Genomic DNA, 18,065 nt, shown 5'->3' on the forward strand with positions numbered 1-18,065 from the left:
GAAAACTTATTGAAGCGCCTGCTATCGGCAATAATGGCCACACCTCCTTCCAGTTAACTACCAGTTGCCAGAGCATGAAGACTGCAACTAGTCCAGGGATGAAATAGCTAATCATTTCTTACGCCTCCTGAGTGTCATTCAATCGCTTTACAAGGCGTGATACAGTCATTGACTGGAACTCTCCACCCCTTGCTGTGGTTAATCCAGCTTTATTAAGTTCAGCGGCTATTTCCCTTGTAGTCATTCCAGCTGTAACAAGCGGCTGTACTATGCCTCTAAGGTTCTCAGCACGTTTATTAGCCTGCTTTTTGACCGCTACATTATTGGCTCTGTGTCCTGGCCTTTTGCCCCCTAGTTTCACACCGCGTGCTTTAGCTGAGGCCAGTGCTTGTTTGGTACGCTGACTGATAAACTCCCTTTCTTGCTCTGCTAGAGCTGCATATAAATGAAGCTGGAACTTATCAGCGTGAGGCATACAGGCAACCTTAACGTCTACCTGTTTTATTACTGTGGCTATGTCTGCTACATCCCTACTAAGCCTATCTAGCTTGGCTACCAATAGCACAGCCTTCTTTTTCTTTGCGAGGACAATAGCTTCCTGCCTCTCTTCCTTTACAGCTCCAGTGTCTTTACCGGAAACAATCTCAGTGAATGTTTTCAGCACCTCAAAGGGCTGTCCACTGTATTGCTCTAGGTATATCTGTATGTCCCGCTGCTGTGCTTCAAGCCCTAACCCTGAAGCACCTTGTCTTGAAGTGGAGACTCGGAGGTAAACAACATACTTAATCACGGCGGTAGTCCTGTATTGATGTTGCTAGTTCCATTATCAAAGCACAGCAAATCTCTTGCTGCAACAAAACCCTACGTTGGTAGAGGGTGTTGCAAATAAAAAAGGCAGGTTATTCATCGCTAAGAAAAGCACTAAAAGTGGGACGTTGGTGCGGATTCAAGTCCCTTTGACGTGGGGGTGACATACCCCCCTACGGGGGGAAGCAACTGAAACCTTTAGATCAATTGTGTACTCAGATTTTTTCCCCAAAATACTTGCCGACGGTACACATCTGTTACACAATTTTTGATCAATCCTTCTTGAATGACTCGTCTAGCGGCGTATCTTGTTGGTTTTACTAGGGTTTCACTATGTATGCTCATAGTCCCGCCCTGGGCACCACATCAAGATCCGAAGAAGTTCGGAATCATTCAAAAAGCCCGGTAAATCCGGGCTTTTTGCTATCTGGAGGGTACACAGCCCTCCGTTCTTGTTCGTTGTCATCCGGTGTTACATTTGGTGCTACCTGGTTCAATTTAGAAACTGGTAGTACCACCATGGCTATGACAGGTGCTCAAATCAAGTAGGCCAAGCCAAGCGACAAGGATTAGTGGCTTGTGGATATCTGGTTGTTCTGTATATGGCTCTTATGCTCAGAGTTCAATACGCAAAGTAATGTAGCCAATAAAACTTGAGCGCTGGAATCAGCTTTAGATCTTAACTTTGGCCAAGTAGAGAGCCAGTCATTTCAACAAAAAATGATATGGACCACTAGCTGTTTGACTAAGTCAGGGAATAATTATGTATACCTTACGCCGTTGCTTATTTATAAGCTCCAGTATATTCACCCTAATTTATGTCTTGCGATGGCTTCTTGCCTATTCATGGTTGTGGGTGATTGGCTATCTTGTAGTTGGTGCAATATTCGTAGGTTTCTCAATGTGGCTTTACTCTGGTATGTATAACGAAGACGAATGAAAATTTTTGCAAGCGCGCATATGCATAGCTGAATAGTGTCGTCTTGGCGGTCTATGCGGTTTGAGTTTCTGTACTTTACCGACCACCAAGGGTTCTAGGGGGGCATGATTCTGGGCGCCCTTTGGGATGTTTTGGAAATCACTTCAACTAAAGTAGGGCTACCTTCAGAGCATTAGGTAAACCGATACGTTGTCGATTTGGAGTAGGTGAAGCCACGCTTGAATTTCAGTATCACGCTCAATCGTTGAGCCCCCTCAGTAGGGGGCAGGATTCAAAGTGGTGTTACTTTTTTGTTGTGCTTTCCTATACGTCCCGCACTGATCAAGAAACGAAGAGGCTCCGAATCATCCAAAATGCCCGGCTGGTCCGGGCTTTTTACAATTTAGAAAATAAAAATATTAACCTTTCACTTTGTCAGGAATTGCCCTGTATAGCCTTGAATATCCCTTCCTGGCTCACTCATTTATGACCAGGTGCCTCTCCAATAATTTATAAGCCATCTGCAGAGCTCATCGGTGGTTGATGTGATTTTGTAGACAGGAAACATTCACTAGTAGGCCTGTAATTCTATGTAATAGCTTTTCCGGGAGGTTTGGTTGCGGGTTTATTTGGGGGGATGGATACTGGATTACTCCAGTTGCTCGGTATCAAGTTAGTAACTATTTTGCTTCCCATTCGCGATCCCTATTCTCGGCACCAGTTCTGAAAGTGAATTCAATATAGGCTGAGATTTTTGGTAAATATAGAAAAAGGAGTTTTCGATTGAAGTCTTATACCACTAAATACAAAAAGCTTTCGACACTTCGGGGGCTAATAATATTTGTCGGGCTACTGTCCATGGAAGGTGTATCAGCTGACGCCTCTCCTTCTGATCTTGATATTGATAATGATGGTCTGATTGAAATTCGTAATTTAACAGACCTTAATGAGATTCGTAACAACCTAGACGGATCAACTTTATACAGTAGTAACTATGGTTGCCCAGAAAGTGGCTGTTATGGCTTTGAGCTGACCAAAGACCTGAATTTTGATACCAATGGCGATAGTTATGTTGATGCGAATGATGAGTACTGGAATGAGGGCTTGGGCTGGGAGCCAATCGGTACGAGTGAAAACCCGTTTACTGCGACCTTTGAAGGTAATGGCTATTCCATCAATAACCTCTATATAAACCTCAATGGAGGAGTATTAATGGTTCTGAATGGATACACAGGCCTGCTGGGAATCGTTCAATCGGCGGAAATACGCAATTTTACTATAGTTGATACTCTCGTTTCTTTTATTGGCACTATTTCCGCTGGGGGAGACTCTACAAGCCCAAGTGAAGGGTGCTCGGGAGATATGGCTGAGTCTAGTACTATTTCCAATAGTGAATTAGGTTCTATATGTGAATTAAGCTCGATTGTGCTGACCTTAGATTTATCCGATACCGAGATAGCATTACCCTATATTAATTTTGAATCTCCAGTAGAGGGTAATGAAGTATTTGTTATTGATTTATCTGAATTCCCTTCAGTTGATGAAGAGTGCGGGGCTAACGATTTTTCTGGGGACAACGATAGCTTTTGTGTTACTGGATCAACAATTAGTTTCCAGGAGGGGGCTGATGGTGACAGTTTAGTTGCTATTTCAAGTATTCCAGTTATACCTAGCGCTACGTTTAACTTTTACCCCATAGTTACGGCAAAGCTATCTCAAGCTGGTCAGTTCAGGGCTGTAATTTATGAGGATCAGGGACCGGCAGAGATTCAAGCCTGGGTTACAGATGAGTATGAGCTGGACCCATTTACCTATAGTTGGAACAGCCCAAAGCTAGTTCAGCTCAACGACTCTGGTGAAAGCGTATTTACCTTTGATCCAGCAGGTTTGTCGGGAGCTTTCGAAGTTACTGTTACTGTTACAGATTCTGGTGGTTTGTCAGATACTGCGAAGCTGATATTACGAGTGGATGGCAGTGCCCCTGTATTGTCTGATAATGAGGATGCTGATCAGGATGGGCTGAGTGACAGCCTTGAGGGATTCTTAGATTTAGATGGTGATCGCATACCGGACTATCTAGATAGGGTGGCGGTTCGTTCCCAGCTGCCGGTAAATAGAACTGGTGCAGTGATGCAAAGCTCTGAAGGGACAAGCTTGAGACTTGGTGATAGTGCCTATATTGCCGGTCAACAAGTGGGCCAGGTTACGTTGGAGGATATAGATAATCTCTTTGAGGATAATTTGGCAGGACAGAATAGCTATAAATTCCTGCATGGTATTTTTGACTTTGTTGTTTACGATACAGATTTTGGGGAAAGCGCTAACATCGTTGTCCCTTTAAATGCCGCCTTGCTCGAAGGTGCTCGTTATCTGAAATATCGCCAAAGTGTTGGATGGGTGGATTTTATTGAGGATGAATTTAACCATGTATCTTCTGCACTGGGGCAGTTGGGTGATTGTCCTGAGCCTGGCAGTGATGAGTACCAGCCAGGGCTCCATGAAGGCCATTTTTGCATCCAGCTCAGTTTACAAGATGGTGGCCCTAACGATGATGACGGGGAGGTGAATGGTATTATCGTTGATCCCGGTGCTGTTGCGACTCTCAATGTCAATGAGCCAATTGTAAGCATAAACTCCTATTTACTTGAGCGTTCACAGTTTCTGCTAGAGCAGGAAGCCCCGGTATTAGCTTTCTCTCTGCAGAGCGATTCTGCCGATGCGATATTGAAGTCATTCACAATTAAGGCCGATGGCGAGCTGAATGAAGTGTCAGACTTACAGCAGGTGCGTTTGTATTTGGATCGGGACAGTGACGGGATTGCCGCTGAATCGGAACTGATCGGCAATGGGTTTTATTCAATTGATAACGGCTCCCTGACGTTAGATTTATTCAATAAGTTTCAGTTGCCTGTCGGCGAGACCCGGTTTCTGGTGACGTATGAATTCTAAGTTTCAGAGAATTTTTTGGATTTTCTGCTAATGGTAGGTGGATATATGAAATCTTTAAAATCTGATATATGTTTATATCTTTTATTGGCTATGATTGCCTTTGTTGGGGCTTGTGCTGATTCATCGAATAATGTGGTAGAGCCGGATGAAAAATCGGCAAGTAAAGCCTTTTCAGTTAGCCTGGAGTCAGTTGAGGTTGAGAGGCTCAGTAATGGTGATGCTGTGTCTGTGGATACAAATGAGACTGAAAATAAAGATCTTGTTTTGGAATTTCCCCCCGACTAAATAATGTTTTAATAAGTAAGAACATAATGCCCCTTTTTAGGGGCTTTTTTGTGCGCAATTTTTAAGAAACTTATAAGGGGGATAATAGAGAGTGACTAATCATTTGTTAATGATTTTGTCATAAAGGATTTAAGTATCCAGATAAAGGCTGAAGTTGATGCAAATATCCTTACATTTATAAGGGTTGATATGGCAGTAGTCGATTCGTAGCGGGTAAACGGCCGTGCATATAATTTTCTGTCTGTGAGAGGGAAAAGATGCCCAGACTTGAGCCAGATCATTTTTCCCTAGTCAGAGTGGCATAAGGTAATGGAATTAGTGTCCCGGCAGTGACGCTGAGAGATTGAGCACTCAAAAATGAGGCAGAGGCGCTCGCACTGCTCTGAGTGTAACTGTTCCCTCTAGCTCTTAAAAAAAGCATGGCTATAGCAGAGTAAGAGGGCGGAGACTGGATCAGGGAGGATCGTGGTGAATTTGGTTGAAGATTCCTGGCTGCCAATTATCCGGCGATGCGGTAAGCAGGAAAGAATTGCTCCTTGGCAAATTGTCGAGGTGGATAATCCTGTCGTAGATATTTGCACGGTACGACCGGATTTTCGCGGGGCGCTGTTCCAGTTTTTAATTGGCCTGTTGCAAACAGCTTTTGCACCTGAAAGTGTCGATGATTGGGGAGTCTACTGGAAAAAGGCGCCTACTGAGGAAACACTGAAATCACGGCTGCAAAACTACGCTCCCAATTTTGAATTGTTTCAAGAGTCCGGGCCTGCATTTATGCAGGACTTGGAATTGAGTGTGGGGGAATCAAAGTCGATTGCTGCCCTACTGATTGAGGCGCCGGGCAGTAAAACCTGTAGAGATAATCAGGATCTATTTATTAAGGGTGGTAGGGTGCTGGGTGTATGTCCCAGCTGTGCCGCTAGTGCCTTGTTTACCTTGCAAATTAACGCCCCCTCCGGAGGAGTGGGGCATAGAACCAGTTTGCGTGGTGGTGGCCCTTTGACCACATTGATAATTCCAGAGGCAGAAGATGCCAACCTTTGGCAGAAATTGTGGCTCAATATCTTGCCACAAAAGGAGTTTGGGGCGAGGTCTGAAAGCTCTGATAGTTGTATCTTCCCCTGGCTCGCTCCCTCCCGCCTCTCTGACAAACAAGGTTCCTCTACGTCTCCCAATGATACCCATCCGCTGCAAATGTACTGGGGTATGCCGCGCAGGATACGTTTCCAAATCCCGAGAGAAGGCAAGGATTACTGCGACCTTTGTGGAGAGCAGACGAATCAGTTAATTCGGGAATATACCACTAAGAATTATGGCATTAATTACGAGGGTCCCTGGATTCATCCCCTAACGCCGTATCGATGTGACCCCAAGAAAAAAGCCCCACCCTTGAGTTTGAAAGGTCAACAGAGTGGTCTCGGTTATCGACACTGGTTGGGGCTTATGTGGAATGACCATTCAAATGGCGATGAAGCGAGCCGGGCGGTGCGCTTGTTCCATGAGGAATATGCGGAAATTCTCGAAGAACTGGATTCGAATGTCGATGTGCGTCTATGGGGATTTGGCTATGACATGGACAATATGAAAGCGCGTTGCTGGTATGAACAGGAAATGCCAGTACTGCCTATTTCCCCCGAGTACCGGTCGCTATTTATGCAGCTGGCAGGGCAGCTTTTAACGGCTGCAAAAGATACTTTGAAAGAGCTGCGTTTTAGGGTCAAGGCTGCCTGGTTTAATAACCCTAATGAGGCTAAAGGGGATTTTTCATTTGTCGATCAGGCGTTTTGGCAGGCGACGGAAAGCCAGTTTTATCACTCGCTCAAGCAATTATCCCTCGAATCCAAGAAATCCCAATTTACACCTGCACCGGTGGCTATTGCCTGGGCACACATATTGAAAAAAACGGCCTTGGCGCAGTTTGACCATTGGTCAATGGAGGGCTCTGCGGAAGACTTGAAATTGCAGCGAGTGACCCGGGCGCGACGTTTTTTAAGAAATAAGCTCGCTAGTCTGGCAAGTTTAAATGCTCTGGATAATACAGCCAAAGTTGAGCAACAACAGGAGGAATTGTGATGGCCGGATATCAATATCTTAGCGATACAGATGTGAGCCGACTGCGCGAGTGGCACCGCTGGCTCAATGACAAAGCTGGCAGGGCCGATCGAGCGCGTTTGCGCCGTGCGGTGGAGCCTATGGATGTAATGCCTACTCCCGCCTTTATCCGTTTTTTAAAGGATATGCCAGAGCGCTGGCAGAAAGATGAGCAAATTCGTATCGAAGATGCGGCTCTGGTAGCCACAGTAATTGCACACGTAAAAGCTGATAACACGAGCAAAACAATTGATATTGATAGCAGCGAGGCTATGGATGTCAGCTTTGCCCGATCCCTGGCTATGCCCCGGGAGAGGGGCGGGCGCCCCCTTTAAGTGAGCTGCGCTTTTTTCAGTTACAAAAAAGTCGCGATACGGCCGAGTTTTATCGCCGCATAGTACGGGCCCTGGCCCTGCTGGATGGCAGGGCCAATATAGCTTCTCTTGCCAATGATTTGCTGCACTGGCAAAGAGAGATGCGCACGATTCCAGCACGGCATCCACAGGAACGCCTGGCTGTGCGTTGGGCAACTGATTACTACGCCGTATTACCAGACTGAGAAGTATTTAGAGAATTACAAATTAAAGGGGTCTTAGGGGCCTAAAGAATTTTTAAATGCTATTCCCATAACAACACTAAGCACAGAGCAAAGCCAGACCGATTGACAGTGACTGTTGATCAGATACCTGAGAAATGAATCGAAGTAATGTGATGGCCTGACGGTCGCAACAAGGAGAGATTTATGAGCCGCTTTATTCAATTGCATGTATTGACCGCCTATCCCCCTGCGAACCTGAACCGGGATGACTTGGGGCGGCCAAAAACAGCGAAGATGGGAGGTTGTGATCGCCTGCGAATCTCTTCCCAGAGCCTTAAGCGTCACTGGCGAACGTCAGAGTTGTTCCAGCAGGTATTGGCTACGGAGCAGGGGGATAGCCTAATTGGCACCAGAACCAAGCGTCAAGGGGTACTGGCCTATGAGACTTTATTGGATCTGGGTGTCTCTGAAAAAAAGGCCAAATTGTGGGCACAGAAAATTGCCGAGCAATTCGGTAAGTTAAAAAAGCCGGAAAAAGATAACCCTCTGGCCGATTTGGAAATCGAGCAGTTGGTTCACCTCAGTAGTGCTGAGCAAAACGGGATCAGTGCACTACTGAAAACCTTGGCAGAAGAGGGGAGGGAGCCGGAGAAGACAGAGTTGGATTTATTGCGTAAGGAAAACATGGCGGTGGATATCGCCTTGTTTGGCCGTATGCTCGCTTCCAAGCCCACCTATAACGTTGAAGCTGCGTGCCAGGTGGCCCATGCACTCTCGGCTCACTCTGTAGTGATTGAAGATGATTACTTTACTGCGGTAGACGATTTGAATGATCGCAGCGAGGATGCCGGTGCTGCTCACTTGGGTGAGGCGGGTTTTGCTGCGGGATTATTTTATTCCTATATCTGCATTAACAAAGAGCTGCTAATTGAAAACCTGGGCGGGGATAAACCCCTGGCCGATCGAGCCGTAGCTGCGCTGACTGAGACAATCCTTAAAGTTTCTCCCAGCGGTAAACAAAACAGCTATGCCAGCCGTGCCTATGCATCTTATGTCGTGGCCGAAGCCGGTGACCAGCAACCGCGCTCTCTCTCTGCGGCCTACCTGAAGCCGGTTGATCGCTATAGCGAGGATTACGCCCATGACGCTATTGATGCACTGCAAAAGCAATTGCAGAGTTTCGATAAGGTGTACGGGGATTGTGCCGATAGCCGCTATGTTCTCAATGCCGTAACTGGCGAAGGTAATATCGAGGAACTTTTGGCCTTTGTCAGCGAATAGGTGGCGCTATGGAATACCTAGTATTTCGTCTTTACGGTGCCATGGCTTCCTGGGGGAAGTGGCTGTGGGGGAATCCCGCCACAGCGCACACTACCCGAGTAAATCCGCTATCGCGGGACTATTTGGTGCGGCACTGGGGATACCTCGGGAGCGAGAGGACTTACACCAGAGCCTGGCCCGGCAATATCGCCAGGCGGTAAAGGTGCTGAATGTAGGTACTTTGCTAAAGGATTTCCACACGGTGCAGGTCCCAGATTCCACTGGCAAGCGCCGCTACCATACGCGCCGGGATGAGCTAGTTGTAGGGAAAGCGCGTCTGGGAACCCTGTTATCCCGCAGGGAGTATCTGGTGGATGCGCAGGCGATAGTGGCCCTAAGATCCTGTGAAGAGGCTAACTGGTCTCTGGCGGAGCTGTGTGAAGCCCTGGCCCGGCCAAAGTATCACCTCTATCTGGGGCGAAAAGCATTTCCCCTTTCAGCCCCCACTGCCGCACGGGTGATCGGTGCGGACAATTTCCGCAGCGCCCTGGATCATTATGAATCCCCGGAGTTGCTGGATTACCAACCGGAATGGGCCCGGCAGGAGCGCTGGTTGCCTACAGAAGAGAGTTGTCGTTACTACTGGGAGGGTAGCTTGGATGATTTCTCTGCGGAAGATGGAGTGTTTTCAGCAGGATCTGTACAGCGGCTTAGCCGTCTCGATCAGCCCCTATCTCGCAAGCGCTGGCAGTTCCAGCCGCGTATTGAAAATCTCTGGCAGTCATAAGGGAGCGGTTATGTATTTATCCAGAGTTCAACTATCTCCCTCGCTGGCGGTGCAGAAGCAGCTGGCACGGTTGCTCAGCGAAAACAGCTACGGTATCCATCAAATCTTGTGGGATCTTTTTGATGGTGATGAGCGTTTTTTATTTCGTGAGGAATCCTCGCGGGAACAGCTGCTTAGCAAACGCAATCTACCGGTGTATTACCTGCTGTCTAAAGTCCGGCCTGCGCAGGACAATCCGATATTTTTGGTAGAGACTAAAATCTTCGAGCCCCGCTTAAACCCTGGCGATCGGCTGGCCTTCCGCCTGCGGGCGAACCCTACAGTTGCTCGTAAAACTGAAGGGCAAAAGCGCGGCAAGCGGCACGATGTGCTGATGGATGCTCAATACCATTGGTTGCGGGAGCAGTGCGAATTGCATGGTTTACCTGTTGAAGGTGGCAAAGGGCAGCTGAAGCAGAGCTTGGTGCAGGAAAAGCCGGAGCAGTTTGACCAGGGGCAGATTGAAACCCGGTTACAGGATGTCAGCCAGACTGCCGCCCGCAGCTGGTTAATTCACCGGGGAACGCGCCTCGGATTTGATATTTACCCACCAAAGCTTCACTGCAATGGGTATCGTTGGAATTTGTTACATAAAAAGCAGCGCGGTGCTGGATTCAGTTCTGTGGATTACCGGGGAGAGCTTTTGGTTATTGAACCCGAATTATTTATAAAAAATATTTTTGCGGGTATGGGGCCGGCCAAAGCATTTGGTTGTGGATTGATGTTAATCCGCCGAATCTGATTGGGATAAATAGAGTTGTTATACAACTGGAAGTGTTTGAGAGTGAGGGCTGGGATTCAAAAGTATCGGCAACGATACTGAGACTTTAGCGGATAGCAAATAGGCAGATTTAGAGAGTTCCCCGCATCAGCGGAGATAAATCGACCGGTGAGATGATGGTCAAACCAGCTTCATACTGTTCCCCGTATATACGGGGCTAAACCGGAGGGTATCCTGTTATACACTCCTTTCTGAATAGGTTCTCCGCATAAGCGGAGTTGCACCGGTAATTGCGCAATAAGGCGATCTTAACTGAGGCTGTTCCCCGCCCAGGCGGGGTTAAACCGTGGAAAATCGTCAAAGCTGCACGGTAATGATTCGGGCTATTCCCCGCTGCTGCGGGGGTAAACCGAGTGTGGGGTTGGGTTGTGCCGACACCTGAGATTGTTCCCCCGCTGGGCGGGGCTGGACCGTAGCCGATAGCGCACGGACATTAGTTCTGAAAATGTTTCCCCGAAAGCTCGGGGATGCAATGGGGGTGTGCTATGATCGCGCTCCTTTTGCGCGACTGTTCCCTGTTTGTACAGGGGTAAACCGGATAAGGCATAGCCTTAGTGCTCTGCGCAAGGTGTTCCCTGAATGCTCGGGGATAAACCGACGATGGAGAAGTTGTCGGAGTGCATCCTAGTTGTTCCCCGCTCTCGCGGGGCTGCACAACGACTTTTCCCTTCTTCTTTTTCCTGTAGATTTCGCAATCGAAAGCCCCGCAGTGTATTACCGGGGGCCTCTGAATTTTGGCTGGAATTATTGGAAGATTACGCCGGTATTACTCTCGCCGCCGATCTGGAAGTTAAAAGCGCGCCCATTAGAACCTGTCTGAGTAATTTCCTTGGTGTGATTGTTACCAATTTGCAGGCTAAAGGCTGAGTTGGAATCGCCACTCTGGGTGATGGTGATGTTATTACTATCGCCAAGTTGTCGGGAGCTTATTGAAAGAGACTCACCAGCCTGTTCGAACGTTGCCCGGTTATCGAAACCCAATTGACGGGTGAATATATCTACCTCTGTTCCAGCCTGCTCGATATTGGCAACATTCTGCAACCCGGTTTGTTCATTGGTCGCGCTGATCAGTAAGCCGCCTTGATTAATAACAACCACATTATCAATCAGGAACTGTTCGCTGTTCATGGAGTTGAATTCGGCACCCAGCTGGGAACCCGTAATCTGGTTGGTGGTACCGGTCTGGCGTATATCGATACTGCTACTCAATGCGGATTGTTCTAAAGCCGCGTTGTTGCCCCCACCATTTTGGCGCAACTCAAGGGTATTAAAGGCACCGGTTTGGGTGATCGAGGTGATATTGGCATCGCCGAGCCTTTGGATAATCAGAAGGTCATTGAACAGACTGTCTACTTGGGTTGCAAACGCGAAGTGGCGATTGTTTGTTTGCCGTAAAGTCATACTGCTGCTGACACTGGCAAATTGTGCGAGCCCGCCATAGATATCGCTGCCATCCTGCAGTATGTCCAAGGTGCCATCGATTGTGGCAACCAGGCTGGCGGTGGCGAAGTCGTCCCGATCAAACTGAAAGATTAAAACGGAACTGCCTATATTGCCTGCGGTTTCCTCTACCACGGCACTTTGCCTTTCGCCATCCTGGAATACAAAAATGCTGCCGTTAGCACTGGCTTCCTGGCGACCAATAAAAAAGTGACTGTCTCCATCCTGGATATTGGTAATGGTATTACCGCTGCCAAAGCGCTGCTCGATAGTGGAAGCGTTGGAGGTACCGAGTTGCAGAATAGAGACCTGGCTGTCGAGAGAGAGTTCCTGGGTTATCTCGGAAGTATTTTGCGAGCCGATTTGTGTATTGGTTGCGCTTAGAGAAGCACCACCGGATTGAGATATCGTGGTCTCGTTTTGACTGCCGATCTGGGAACTCTGAATACTACTGTTAATAACACCGCCACTTTGAGTGGCGGTAGCGGTATTAGTATCACCTATTTGGCGTTTGATAATAGTATTGCCGAAACCCGCTTCAGTTTGATCGGTACTCGCTGAGTTACCTGAACCGATTTGTTCCAAGTCAGTAGAGTTGGTGCCCAGCGCATTGCCGCTAAAGGCAACCAGTGCGAGTGTCGCAATACTGGCGCATAACTTCATGAGTAACTCCTTTACTACAAAACTTCCAAGGAGCCCATTCGGGGCTGCTAATGAATATCGTCCACTCGCGCTTCACAAGTGGACATCAAAAACTACGAGCCGAATACATCAGTATGGGATCTTAGCTACTTCTAGCCGTCTATCTAAGCGCCAAATTATCCCTATGGGATAAACGGATGCCAGGTAGCTTTTACTTTCAGTAGCTATTTCCCGCCGAATAGAAAAATTATTGCTGGCATCGAAGGGGTAGGATATGAGAAATAAGTATTGAAAATGTAGGAAGAAAGCCCCAGGGATGTGACTGGGAAATGGCGGGGATAACCGCCTTTCATTCTCTCGGACATTATCGTGGGGACTTTCGACACTCGCGGTCCACGCGTTTTAATAAAGTGGGAATACGGTGGTCTCCATGCATCTTTTTCACCAAATTTTTGGCTTCCGGCAAAGGGAGACCGAGGCTGCTGATATACAGCGGTTTTATACTTTTTCCCCGCAGTAATTCAGCCTCAACAGGGGTGTCCTTAAACGGTTTCTTGGCGACACCGATGATGGGAACTTCCTGCTGGAGAGCAGAGTAGAGATGGGCACCCAGACCCGGTTTTTGTTCCCCTCCGAGAAATACATAACCATCGATAACAATCAGTTCTGCTTCTATCTTGTGCTCCTCGATTAGGGTGAGGATACAGGGGAGTTCTCGCTTGTAGAAAGCACCGGACTCATAGGCCAAGGTACTCTCTATTTTACTGAGATAGAGTTGCTCGGGCTCGGGAGCTGACCAATTCTCAAAGCCGACCCCGGCTACCATTGCTCCGGGGTCCCGGTAATCTACATCTACCGCCAAAATCATATTGGGAGCCTTTTTTTCCATTGAGCCGAATGTTGTGATTGGTTCAGGATACTTCCAGTTTTGCCTGCTTTAACAGCTGCTTATGAGTCGCTTTGTAGTGCTTGCCCAGTGTTTTGGATTTATCAAGGATTTCATTGAACAAGACATTGGCCTTTTCCGCCTGGGATTGATCTTTTAAGAATAAGGCAAAGTAAAAAGTCGCTTCTGGTCCGCTGTAGTATTGGTACAACGTTTCATACTCGTGGTAGGCCTCTTTTACTTGCTTCAATGCCGCTAGTGTACGAGCGTAAAGTAAGTGAGCATCCTGATTTTTAAAATCGGGGTTTTTTTCGATTAATTGGTCCAGTGTTTCCTTGGTTAGTTCAAACAGATTGAGAGCAAACTGACAGCGTGCCAACCCAAACATCAGCTCAGGGTCATCCTGATGAACCCCCTGGAGGCACTTTTCATAGAGAGTTTTTGCTTCATGATAAAGGCCACGCTTCACGCATTCATCGGCCATGCGCATAGAGTTTTCCACATTATTGGAGCGGGACAATTCTTGTGCAGCCTGGTTGATATCCCGATTGGGATTTAGAGTTTCCCGCACCGTCCTGCGCGCATTTTTGGCACTGCGTGATTGGTTTACTTCCGGCAGGATTTCCAGGACCAGGTAAGCAATAACTCCGGCCATGGGCAGCATCACCAGAACCCAAATCCAAGTGGTGTTGCGCCCGGTTTTGAGCACGTGAATTACAAAAGCTGCCTGAATAAGGATGGATAGAATAAGAAACGGCATAGGGATTACTCTTCTTATTTTCGCTACTAACTTTTCGTGGGCAAGGTTAACCGAGTTCGCTTAGAACACAAGGACTGTGGATCATGGAGTTGTGCACTATGGTACCACTCTGTATTGAGTGTACAGTTGTCGCAATATACTACTGGGCCATTGGAATAAGCCGTCTAAGATTTCTGGGGATAAAAATGACCAGTGCCCTAGACACTTGGAGCTATGGCGCATAGGGAGGTGGACCCATGGCTCAATTGTCGCGACGGAAATTTTGTTTTGCCACTGGCGCATTGGGGGCGGCCTTGCTAACAGGGGTGTCGACTTCCAAAGCTGCCCAGGCACAGAAGGGCCGCCGTCAGGCTTTACCGATTCCCCCGGAGTTGCGTGCAGATAGGCAAGGCCGGATTAAATTGGCAGCGCGCCCGGGCAAGCAGTCTTTCCTACCGGGGGTGACTACGCGTACTTATGGGTTCAATGGTCCGTTTTTAGGTCCGGCGATACGGGTGCGCAAGGGCGAGAAAGTAACCGTCAGCGTGGTCAATCATCTGCCGCAAAATGTAACTGCGCATTGGCATGGACTGATCGTACCCGGCAATGCCGATGGTGGCCCCTATATGCCATTGAAGCCTGGAGAAACCTGGACCGTAGATTGGAACATAATCCAGCCCGCCGCCACCCTGTGGTTTCATCCCCACCTCTACCCGACAACCGCCGAGTTGGTACTCAAAGGCCTGGCCGGATTGATTATTATCGACGATGAAGAAGGCGATGCACTGCCGATACCTTCGCGGTGGGGTGTGGATGACATTCCGTTAGTGATTCAGGATCGCCGCTTTACCGATAATGGTCAGTTCTTCCATCGCTTTAACGAAGTGACGGTTGCGGCGGGCTATTGTGGGGATCGACTTCTGGTTAATGGCGTTATTAATCCGGTGGTCAGGCCACCTAAAGGCTGGGTGCGCTTTCGTATTTTGGATGGCTCCAACGGGCGCAACTATCGGCTTGCCACCAGCGACAAGCGTCCACTCTACGTAATAGCCAGCGACGGCGGTTTTCTTTCGGAACCAGTGAAAGTGGATGTACTGCCTATTGCTGCGGGAGAGCGCTACGAAGTAATTATCGACACCCGCGATGGTAAGCCTTTCGATTTCCAAACACTGCCAGTACCCCAGCCAATAATGCGCCTGCCGCCATTTGATCAGGCCCACAGTTTTCTCAGTGTGGTGCCTGGAACATCCGAGGGGAAAGGAAAATTGCCGGAGCGCCTGGCATCCCTGCCGACAATCCCCCAAAACCTGCCACCAATCAGTCAGAAGCTGGTGATGCAAATGAACCGACAGAAGCAGGCGCAAGCAGTGATTGGTGCAACGGGGCTGCCGCAGATGGTTGCCGCCGGTACGACCAACCCCGATGTGGTGGCCAAAGTATTGAAGCTGATTACTAAGGGGCCGGCATTGCCGTTAAAAGAGCAATTAACTGCGAATGCGATTAATGGGGTTTCCTTTGCATTTACCGAGCCCGGGTTTAAGGTTGTGAGGAATAAGGACCTGCGCTGGGAGATCTCTGAAGGACAGGACCGAATGCTACACCCGGTACATATCCATGGCTGCCAGTTTCGAGTCACGAAATACAATAATGCAGAACCGCCACTCTATATGCGTGGCTGGAAAGATACGATGCCCATATCCGATGGCGGCAAAGCGGAAATATTTGTTCGTTTCCCGCTGCCGGCGATGCCGGATATGCCCTACATGGCGCACTGCCATGTTTTGGAACACGAGGACTCGGGAATGATGACAGAGTTTAGTGTCTCCTGACTTTATTCGCTGCTATTCTGTCAGCGTCGCTTCTGTTTCCTGTCTTCCTTATGCTGTAACTTGGTCGCTTTCCTGATCAGGTTTTGGAAGTTGGGGCACTCCAGCTGATTGACCTCGGGACAGTTGGCCACATGGCGTAGCCCATCGCGCATAGCTTCGAGTCGGCGGATATTCTTTTCCAGATCGTCGGCCCTGGCGAGGAGCTGCTCCCTGTCGATAGCGGGGTTGCCATTAGAGGAAAACATCTCGCCAATTTCATCCAGGGAAAAACCGGCGTAGCGGCCAAGGGAGATAAGGGACAGCTGTTCTATCACTGTGGCTTTAAAAATTCGGGTAATTCCCCGACGACCACATGACTTTATCAGGCCTTTTTCCTCATAATACCGAAGTGTGGAAGAGGGGAGTCCCGACAGTTTGGAGACTTCGCGTATATCCAGTTCTTCCCTGTTATTCATCGCTTATTGACCTCAAGCTCACTTGAAGTTGTATGCTAGTTTCACGCGTCATTACTGGCAAGTCAAAGTTCAGCTTATGCACACCGCGAAAAGTTATTCCGAAGACCCAATTTCCCAAGAGGCTGCTCAGGTTTCCAAAAGAGGAGTCCTGGTCACCTTGTGTTTGGCGACCTTGCTCGCAGCCTTGGGAGTCAGCGCAATTAATATGGCGCTGCCTGTATTAATCGAAAGCTTGGGAGCTTCCTTCAGTAATACTCAGTGGATTACCGTGGCCTACATGATGTGTATGACCGCGACCCTGCCTATTGCCGGAAGCCTCAGTGACAAGCTGGGTCGCAGGAAATTGTTTCTAAGTGGCGGATTGATATTCACCTTATCGACATTACTTTGCGCGCTGTCTTTTAATGTTTGGACTCTGGTTTTTTTCCGCGCAATACAAGGGGTCGGTGCCGCGATGTTTGTGGCTGTGTCTATGGCTATTGCCAGCGACGTTTTCGATAAAAGTGAAACGGGAAATATAATTGGATTGTTGGGTAGCCTGTCTGCGGTTGGGACTGGTATGGGCCCTATCGTGGGCGGCTTGATTGTCGAAAACCTGAATTGGCAGGCTATCTTTTGGTTGGTAGTGCCGGTGGGATTGGGGGTGTTTTTCCTCGCATATCGAACTCTACCGGAAAACATAGTCGGCGAAGTTGTTGATGGCAGAAGTCGACTCAAACGCTACCTGGCTGCAGCATTCCTGTTCTTTAACATTGTTTTTTATACCCTGGCGATTAAGCCATTGGGAGAGGGATATTCCGCAGTTAATGGAATTGCTATTGCTCTATCGGTGATATTTGGTGTGGGGTTGTTTTATGTCAGGCAGAAAGTACAACCCCTGCGTGAAGGATTTACGGAGTCTTCTGGAAAGCAGACATTCTTGGCGAATGTGGCTGGAAACTTTTTGGTGGCTTCATCGGTAATGAGTAGCCTGATTGTAGGGCCTTTTTATTTGACCCTGGCACTGGATCTGGACCTTTTTATCGCAGGGCTGGTGATGACAACCGGATCATTTATGGTGGCTGCTTGTTCAAATCTTGCCGGTCGAGCCGTGGATCGATTCAATAGTCGAGGTATCGTATTACTGGGTCTGTTAATTTTACTTTGTGGAGCCATGGGAATGGGACTGCTCAGGGTGGAGCAGGGCTTGGTAGGCTATCTGGTTTTTTCCGTCACTATGGCAATGGGTTACGGAACCTACCTTTCGACAGTTAATACCATGACCATGAATAGCGCCCGGGCCGAAGTTCGTGGGCGTATTTCCGGGTTTCTCAGCCTTTCACGAGGATTGGGTTTATTGACTGGAGCTTCTGTGATGAGTGTGATTTTTGTAGGGCTTGTACCCAGCCAGCCCCTGCAAGACATGAGTCCGTCGCAGATAGCGGATGGTCTCAATGCCGTTTATCGCCTGGCATCAGTGTTCTTGTTAACCGCATTAACAATACAGATCGTGTCTATTCTTGCCAGCAAGCTTGCTTCCCGAGCGCAAAATTAACGATTACCTCCAGAGCTATAAAGTAAACCCATTAGCGAGTGCTTCGTTTTAGTGAGCACTCGCGGGTATTAATAGCTGCTGGAGCTA

Annotated in this window: 13 protein-coding genes and 1 pseudogene; 9 read left to right on the top strand and 5 right to left on the bottom strand. The window is 48.3% G+C overall.

What is annotated here, in order from left to right; translation table 11 throughout:
• Positions 1 to 118 precede the first annotated feature (118 nt).
• A complete protein-coding gene (locus tag P0078_RS18450) occupies positions 119 to 790 on the bottom strand; it encodes a recombinase family protein (RefSeq protein WP_282931373.1) in 672 nt (223 codons plus the stop codon).
• Between the two features lie 1,719 nt (positions 791 to 2,509).
• On the opposite strand from P0078_RS18450, the gene P0078_RS18455 reads away from it, so the two are divergent.
• From P0078_RS18455 to cas6e, 7 genes and pseudogenes are all read left to right on the top strand, one after another.
• Positions 2,510 to 4,675, top strand: a complete 2,166-nt coding sequence (locus P0078_RS18455) for a choice-of-anchor U domain-containing protein (protein ID WP_282931374.1) — start codon at positions 2,510 to 2,512, stop codon at positions 4,673 to 4,675.
• 45 nt (positions 4,676 to 4,720) lie between these two features.
• Positions 4,721 to 4,960 (top strand): hypothetical protein, encoded by a 240-nt coding sequence (locus P0078_RS18460; RefSeq protein WP_282931375.1) that lies wholly within the window; start codon positions 4,721 to 4,723, stop codon positions 4,958 to 4,960.
• Between the two features lie 468 nt (positions 4,961 to 5,428).
• On the top strand, positions 5,429 to 7,030 hold the full coding sequence (gene casA / locus P0078_RS18465; RefSeq protein WP_282931376.1) for a type I-E CRISPR-associated protein Cse1/CasA: 1,602 nt from the start codon (positions 5,429 to 5,431) through the stop codon (positions 7,028 to 7,030).
• Positions 7,030 to 7,607, top strand: a pseudogene (gene casB, locus P0078_RS24655) (type I-E CRISPR-associated protein Cse2/CasB). Before casA ends, casB begins: the two are co-directional and overlap by 1 nt.
• 183 nt (positions 7,608 to 7,790) lie before the next feature.
• Positions 7,791 to 8,867: a type I-E CRISPR-associated protein Cas7/Cse4/CasC gene (cas7e, locus tag P0078_RS18475; RefSeq protein WP_282931378.1), complete on the top strand. Its 1,077-nt coding sequence runs from the start codon at positions 7,791 to 7,793 to the stop codon at positions 8,865 to 8,867.
• A 64-nt stretch (positions 8,868 to 8,931) separates the two neighbouring features.
• Positions 8,932 to 9,633, top strand: coding sequence for a type I-E CRISPR-associated protein Cas5/CasD (cas5e, locus tag P0078_RS18480; protein ID WP_282931379.1), 702 nt, complete (start codon positions 8,932 to 8,934; stop codon positions 9,631 to 9,633).
• A 10-nt stretch (positions 9,634 to 9,643) separates the two neighbouring features.
• Positions 9,644 to 10,414 (top strand): type I-E CRISPR-associated protein Cas6/Cse3/CasE, encoded by a 771-nt coding sequence (gene cas6e, locus P0078_RS18485; protein WP_282931380.1) that lies wholly within the window; start codon positions 9,644 to 9,646, stop codon positions 10,412 to 10,414.
• A 783-nt stretch (positions 10,415 to 11,197) separates the two neighbouring features.
• On the opposite strand, the gene P0078_RS18490 is transcribed toward cas6e, so the two are convergent.
• The 3 genes from P0078_RS18490 to P0078_RS18500 form a co-directional block, all read right to left on the bottom strand.
• Positions 11,198 to 12,556, bottom strand: coding sequence for a hypothetical protein (locus tag P0078_RS18490; protein ID WP_282931381.1), 1,359 nt, complete (start codon positions 12,554 to 12,556; stop codon positions 11,198 to 11,200).
• A 343-nt stretch (positions 12,557 to 12,899) separates the two neighbouring features.
• Positions 12,900 to 13,403 carry an endonuclease V gene (locus tag P0078_RS18495; protein WP_353057014.1) on the bottom strand — a complete coding sequence of 168 codons (504 nt, stop codon included), beginning with the start codon at positions 13,401 to 13,403 and terminating at the stop codon, positions 12,900 to 12,902.
• A gap of 43 nt (positions 13,404 to 13,446) precedes the next feature.
• Positions 13,447 to 14,181 (bottom strand): tetratricopeptide repeat protein, encoded by a 735-nt coding sequence (locus P0078_RS18500; protein ID WP_282931383.1) that lies wholly within the window; start codon positions 14,179 to 14,181, stop codon positions 13,447 to 13,449.
• Positions 14,182 to 14,417: 236 nt separating this feature from the next.
• Here P0078_RS18500 and cueO point away from each other — a divergent pair, with 236 nt between their 5' ends.
• Positions 14,418 to 15,989 carry a multicopper oxidase CueO gene (gene cueO / locus P0078_RS18505; protein ID WP_282931384.1) on the top strand — a complete coding sequence of 524 codons (1,572 nt, stop codon included), beginning with the start codon at positions 14,418 to 14,420 and terminating at the stop codon, positions 15,987 to 15,989.
• A gap of 20 nt (positions 15,990 to 16,009) precedes the next feature.
• On the opposite strand, the gene P0078_RS18510 is transcribed toward cueO, so the two are convergent.
• Entirely contained in the window at positions 16,010 to 16,444 is a 435-nt protein-coding gene (locus P0078_RS18510; RefSeq protein ID WP_282931385.1) for a helix-turn-helix domain-containing protein, read from the bottom strand.
• Positions 16,445 to 16,472: 28 nt separating this feature from the next.
• Here P0078_RS18510 and P0078_RS18515 point away from each other — a divergent pair, with 28 nt between their 5' ends.
• The gene (locus tag P0078_RS18515; RefSeq protein ID WP_502867299.1) at positions 16,473 to 17,978 is read left to right on the top strand and encodes an MFS transporter; all 1,506 of its coding nucleotides are present in this window, start codon (positions 16,473 to 16,475) and stop codon (positions 17,976 to 17,978) included.
• The last annotated feature ends 87 nt before the right edge of the window (positions 17,979 to 18,065 follow it).

It is taken from the genome of Microbulbifer sp. VAAF005 (assembly GCF_030012985.1).
In the GTDB taxonomy this organism is placed as follows: domain Bacteria; phylum Pseudomonadota; class Gammaproteobacteria; order Pseudomonadales; family Cellvibrionaceae; genus Microbulbifer.

What these genes read in the sequence shown, in the direction of transcription:
- P0078_RS18460 (WP_282931375.1), top strand. Translation starts at nt 4,721, where the DNA reads ATGAAATCTTTAAAATCTGATATATGTTTATATCTTTTATTGGCTATG.
- cas7e (WP_282931378.1), top strand. Translation starts at nt 7,791, where the DNA reads ATGAGCCGCTTTATTCAATTGCATGTATTGACCGCCTATCCCCCTGCG.
- cas6e (WP_282931380.1), top strand. Translation starts at nt 9,644, where the DNA reads ATGTATTTATCCAGAGTTCAACTATCTCCCTCGCTGGCGGTGCAGAAG.
- P0078_RS18490 (WP_282931381.1), bottom strand. Translation starts at nt 12,556, where the DNA reads ATGAAGTTATGCGCCAGTATTGCGACACTCGCACTGGTTGCCTTTAGC.
- P0078_RS18495 (WP_353057014.1), bottom strand. Translation starts at nt 13,403, where the DNA reads ATGATTTTGGCGGTAGATGTAGATTACCGGGACCCCGGAGCAATGGTA.
- P0078_RS18500 (WP_282931383.1), bottom strand. Translation starts at nt 14,181, where the DNA reads ATGCCGTTTCTTATTCTATCCATCCTTATTCAGGCAGCTTTTGTAATT.
- cueO (WP_282931384.1), top strand. Translation starts at nt 14,418, where the DNA reads ATGGCTCAATTGTCGCGACGGAAATTTTGTTTTGCCACTGGCGCATTG.
- P0078_RS18510 (WP_282931385.1), bottom strand. Translation starts at nt 16,444, where the DNA reads ATGAATAACAGGGAAGAACTGGATATACGCGAAGTCTCCAAACTGTCG.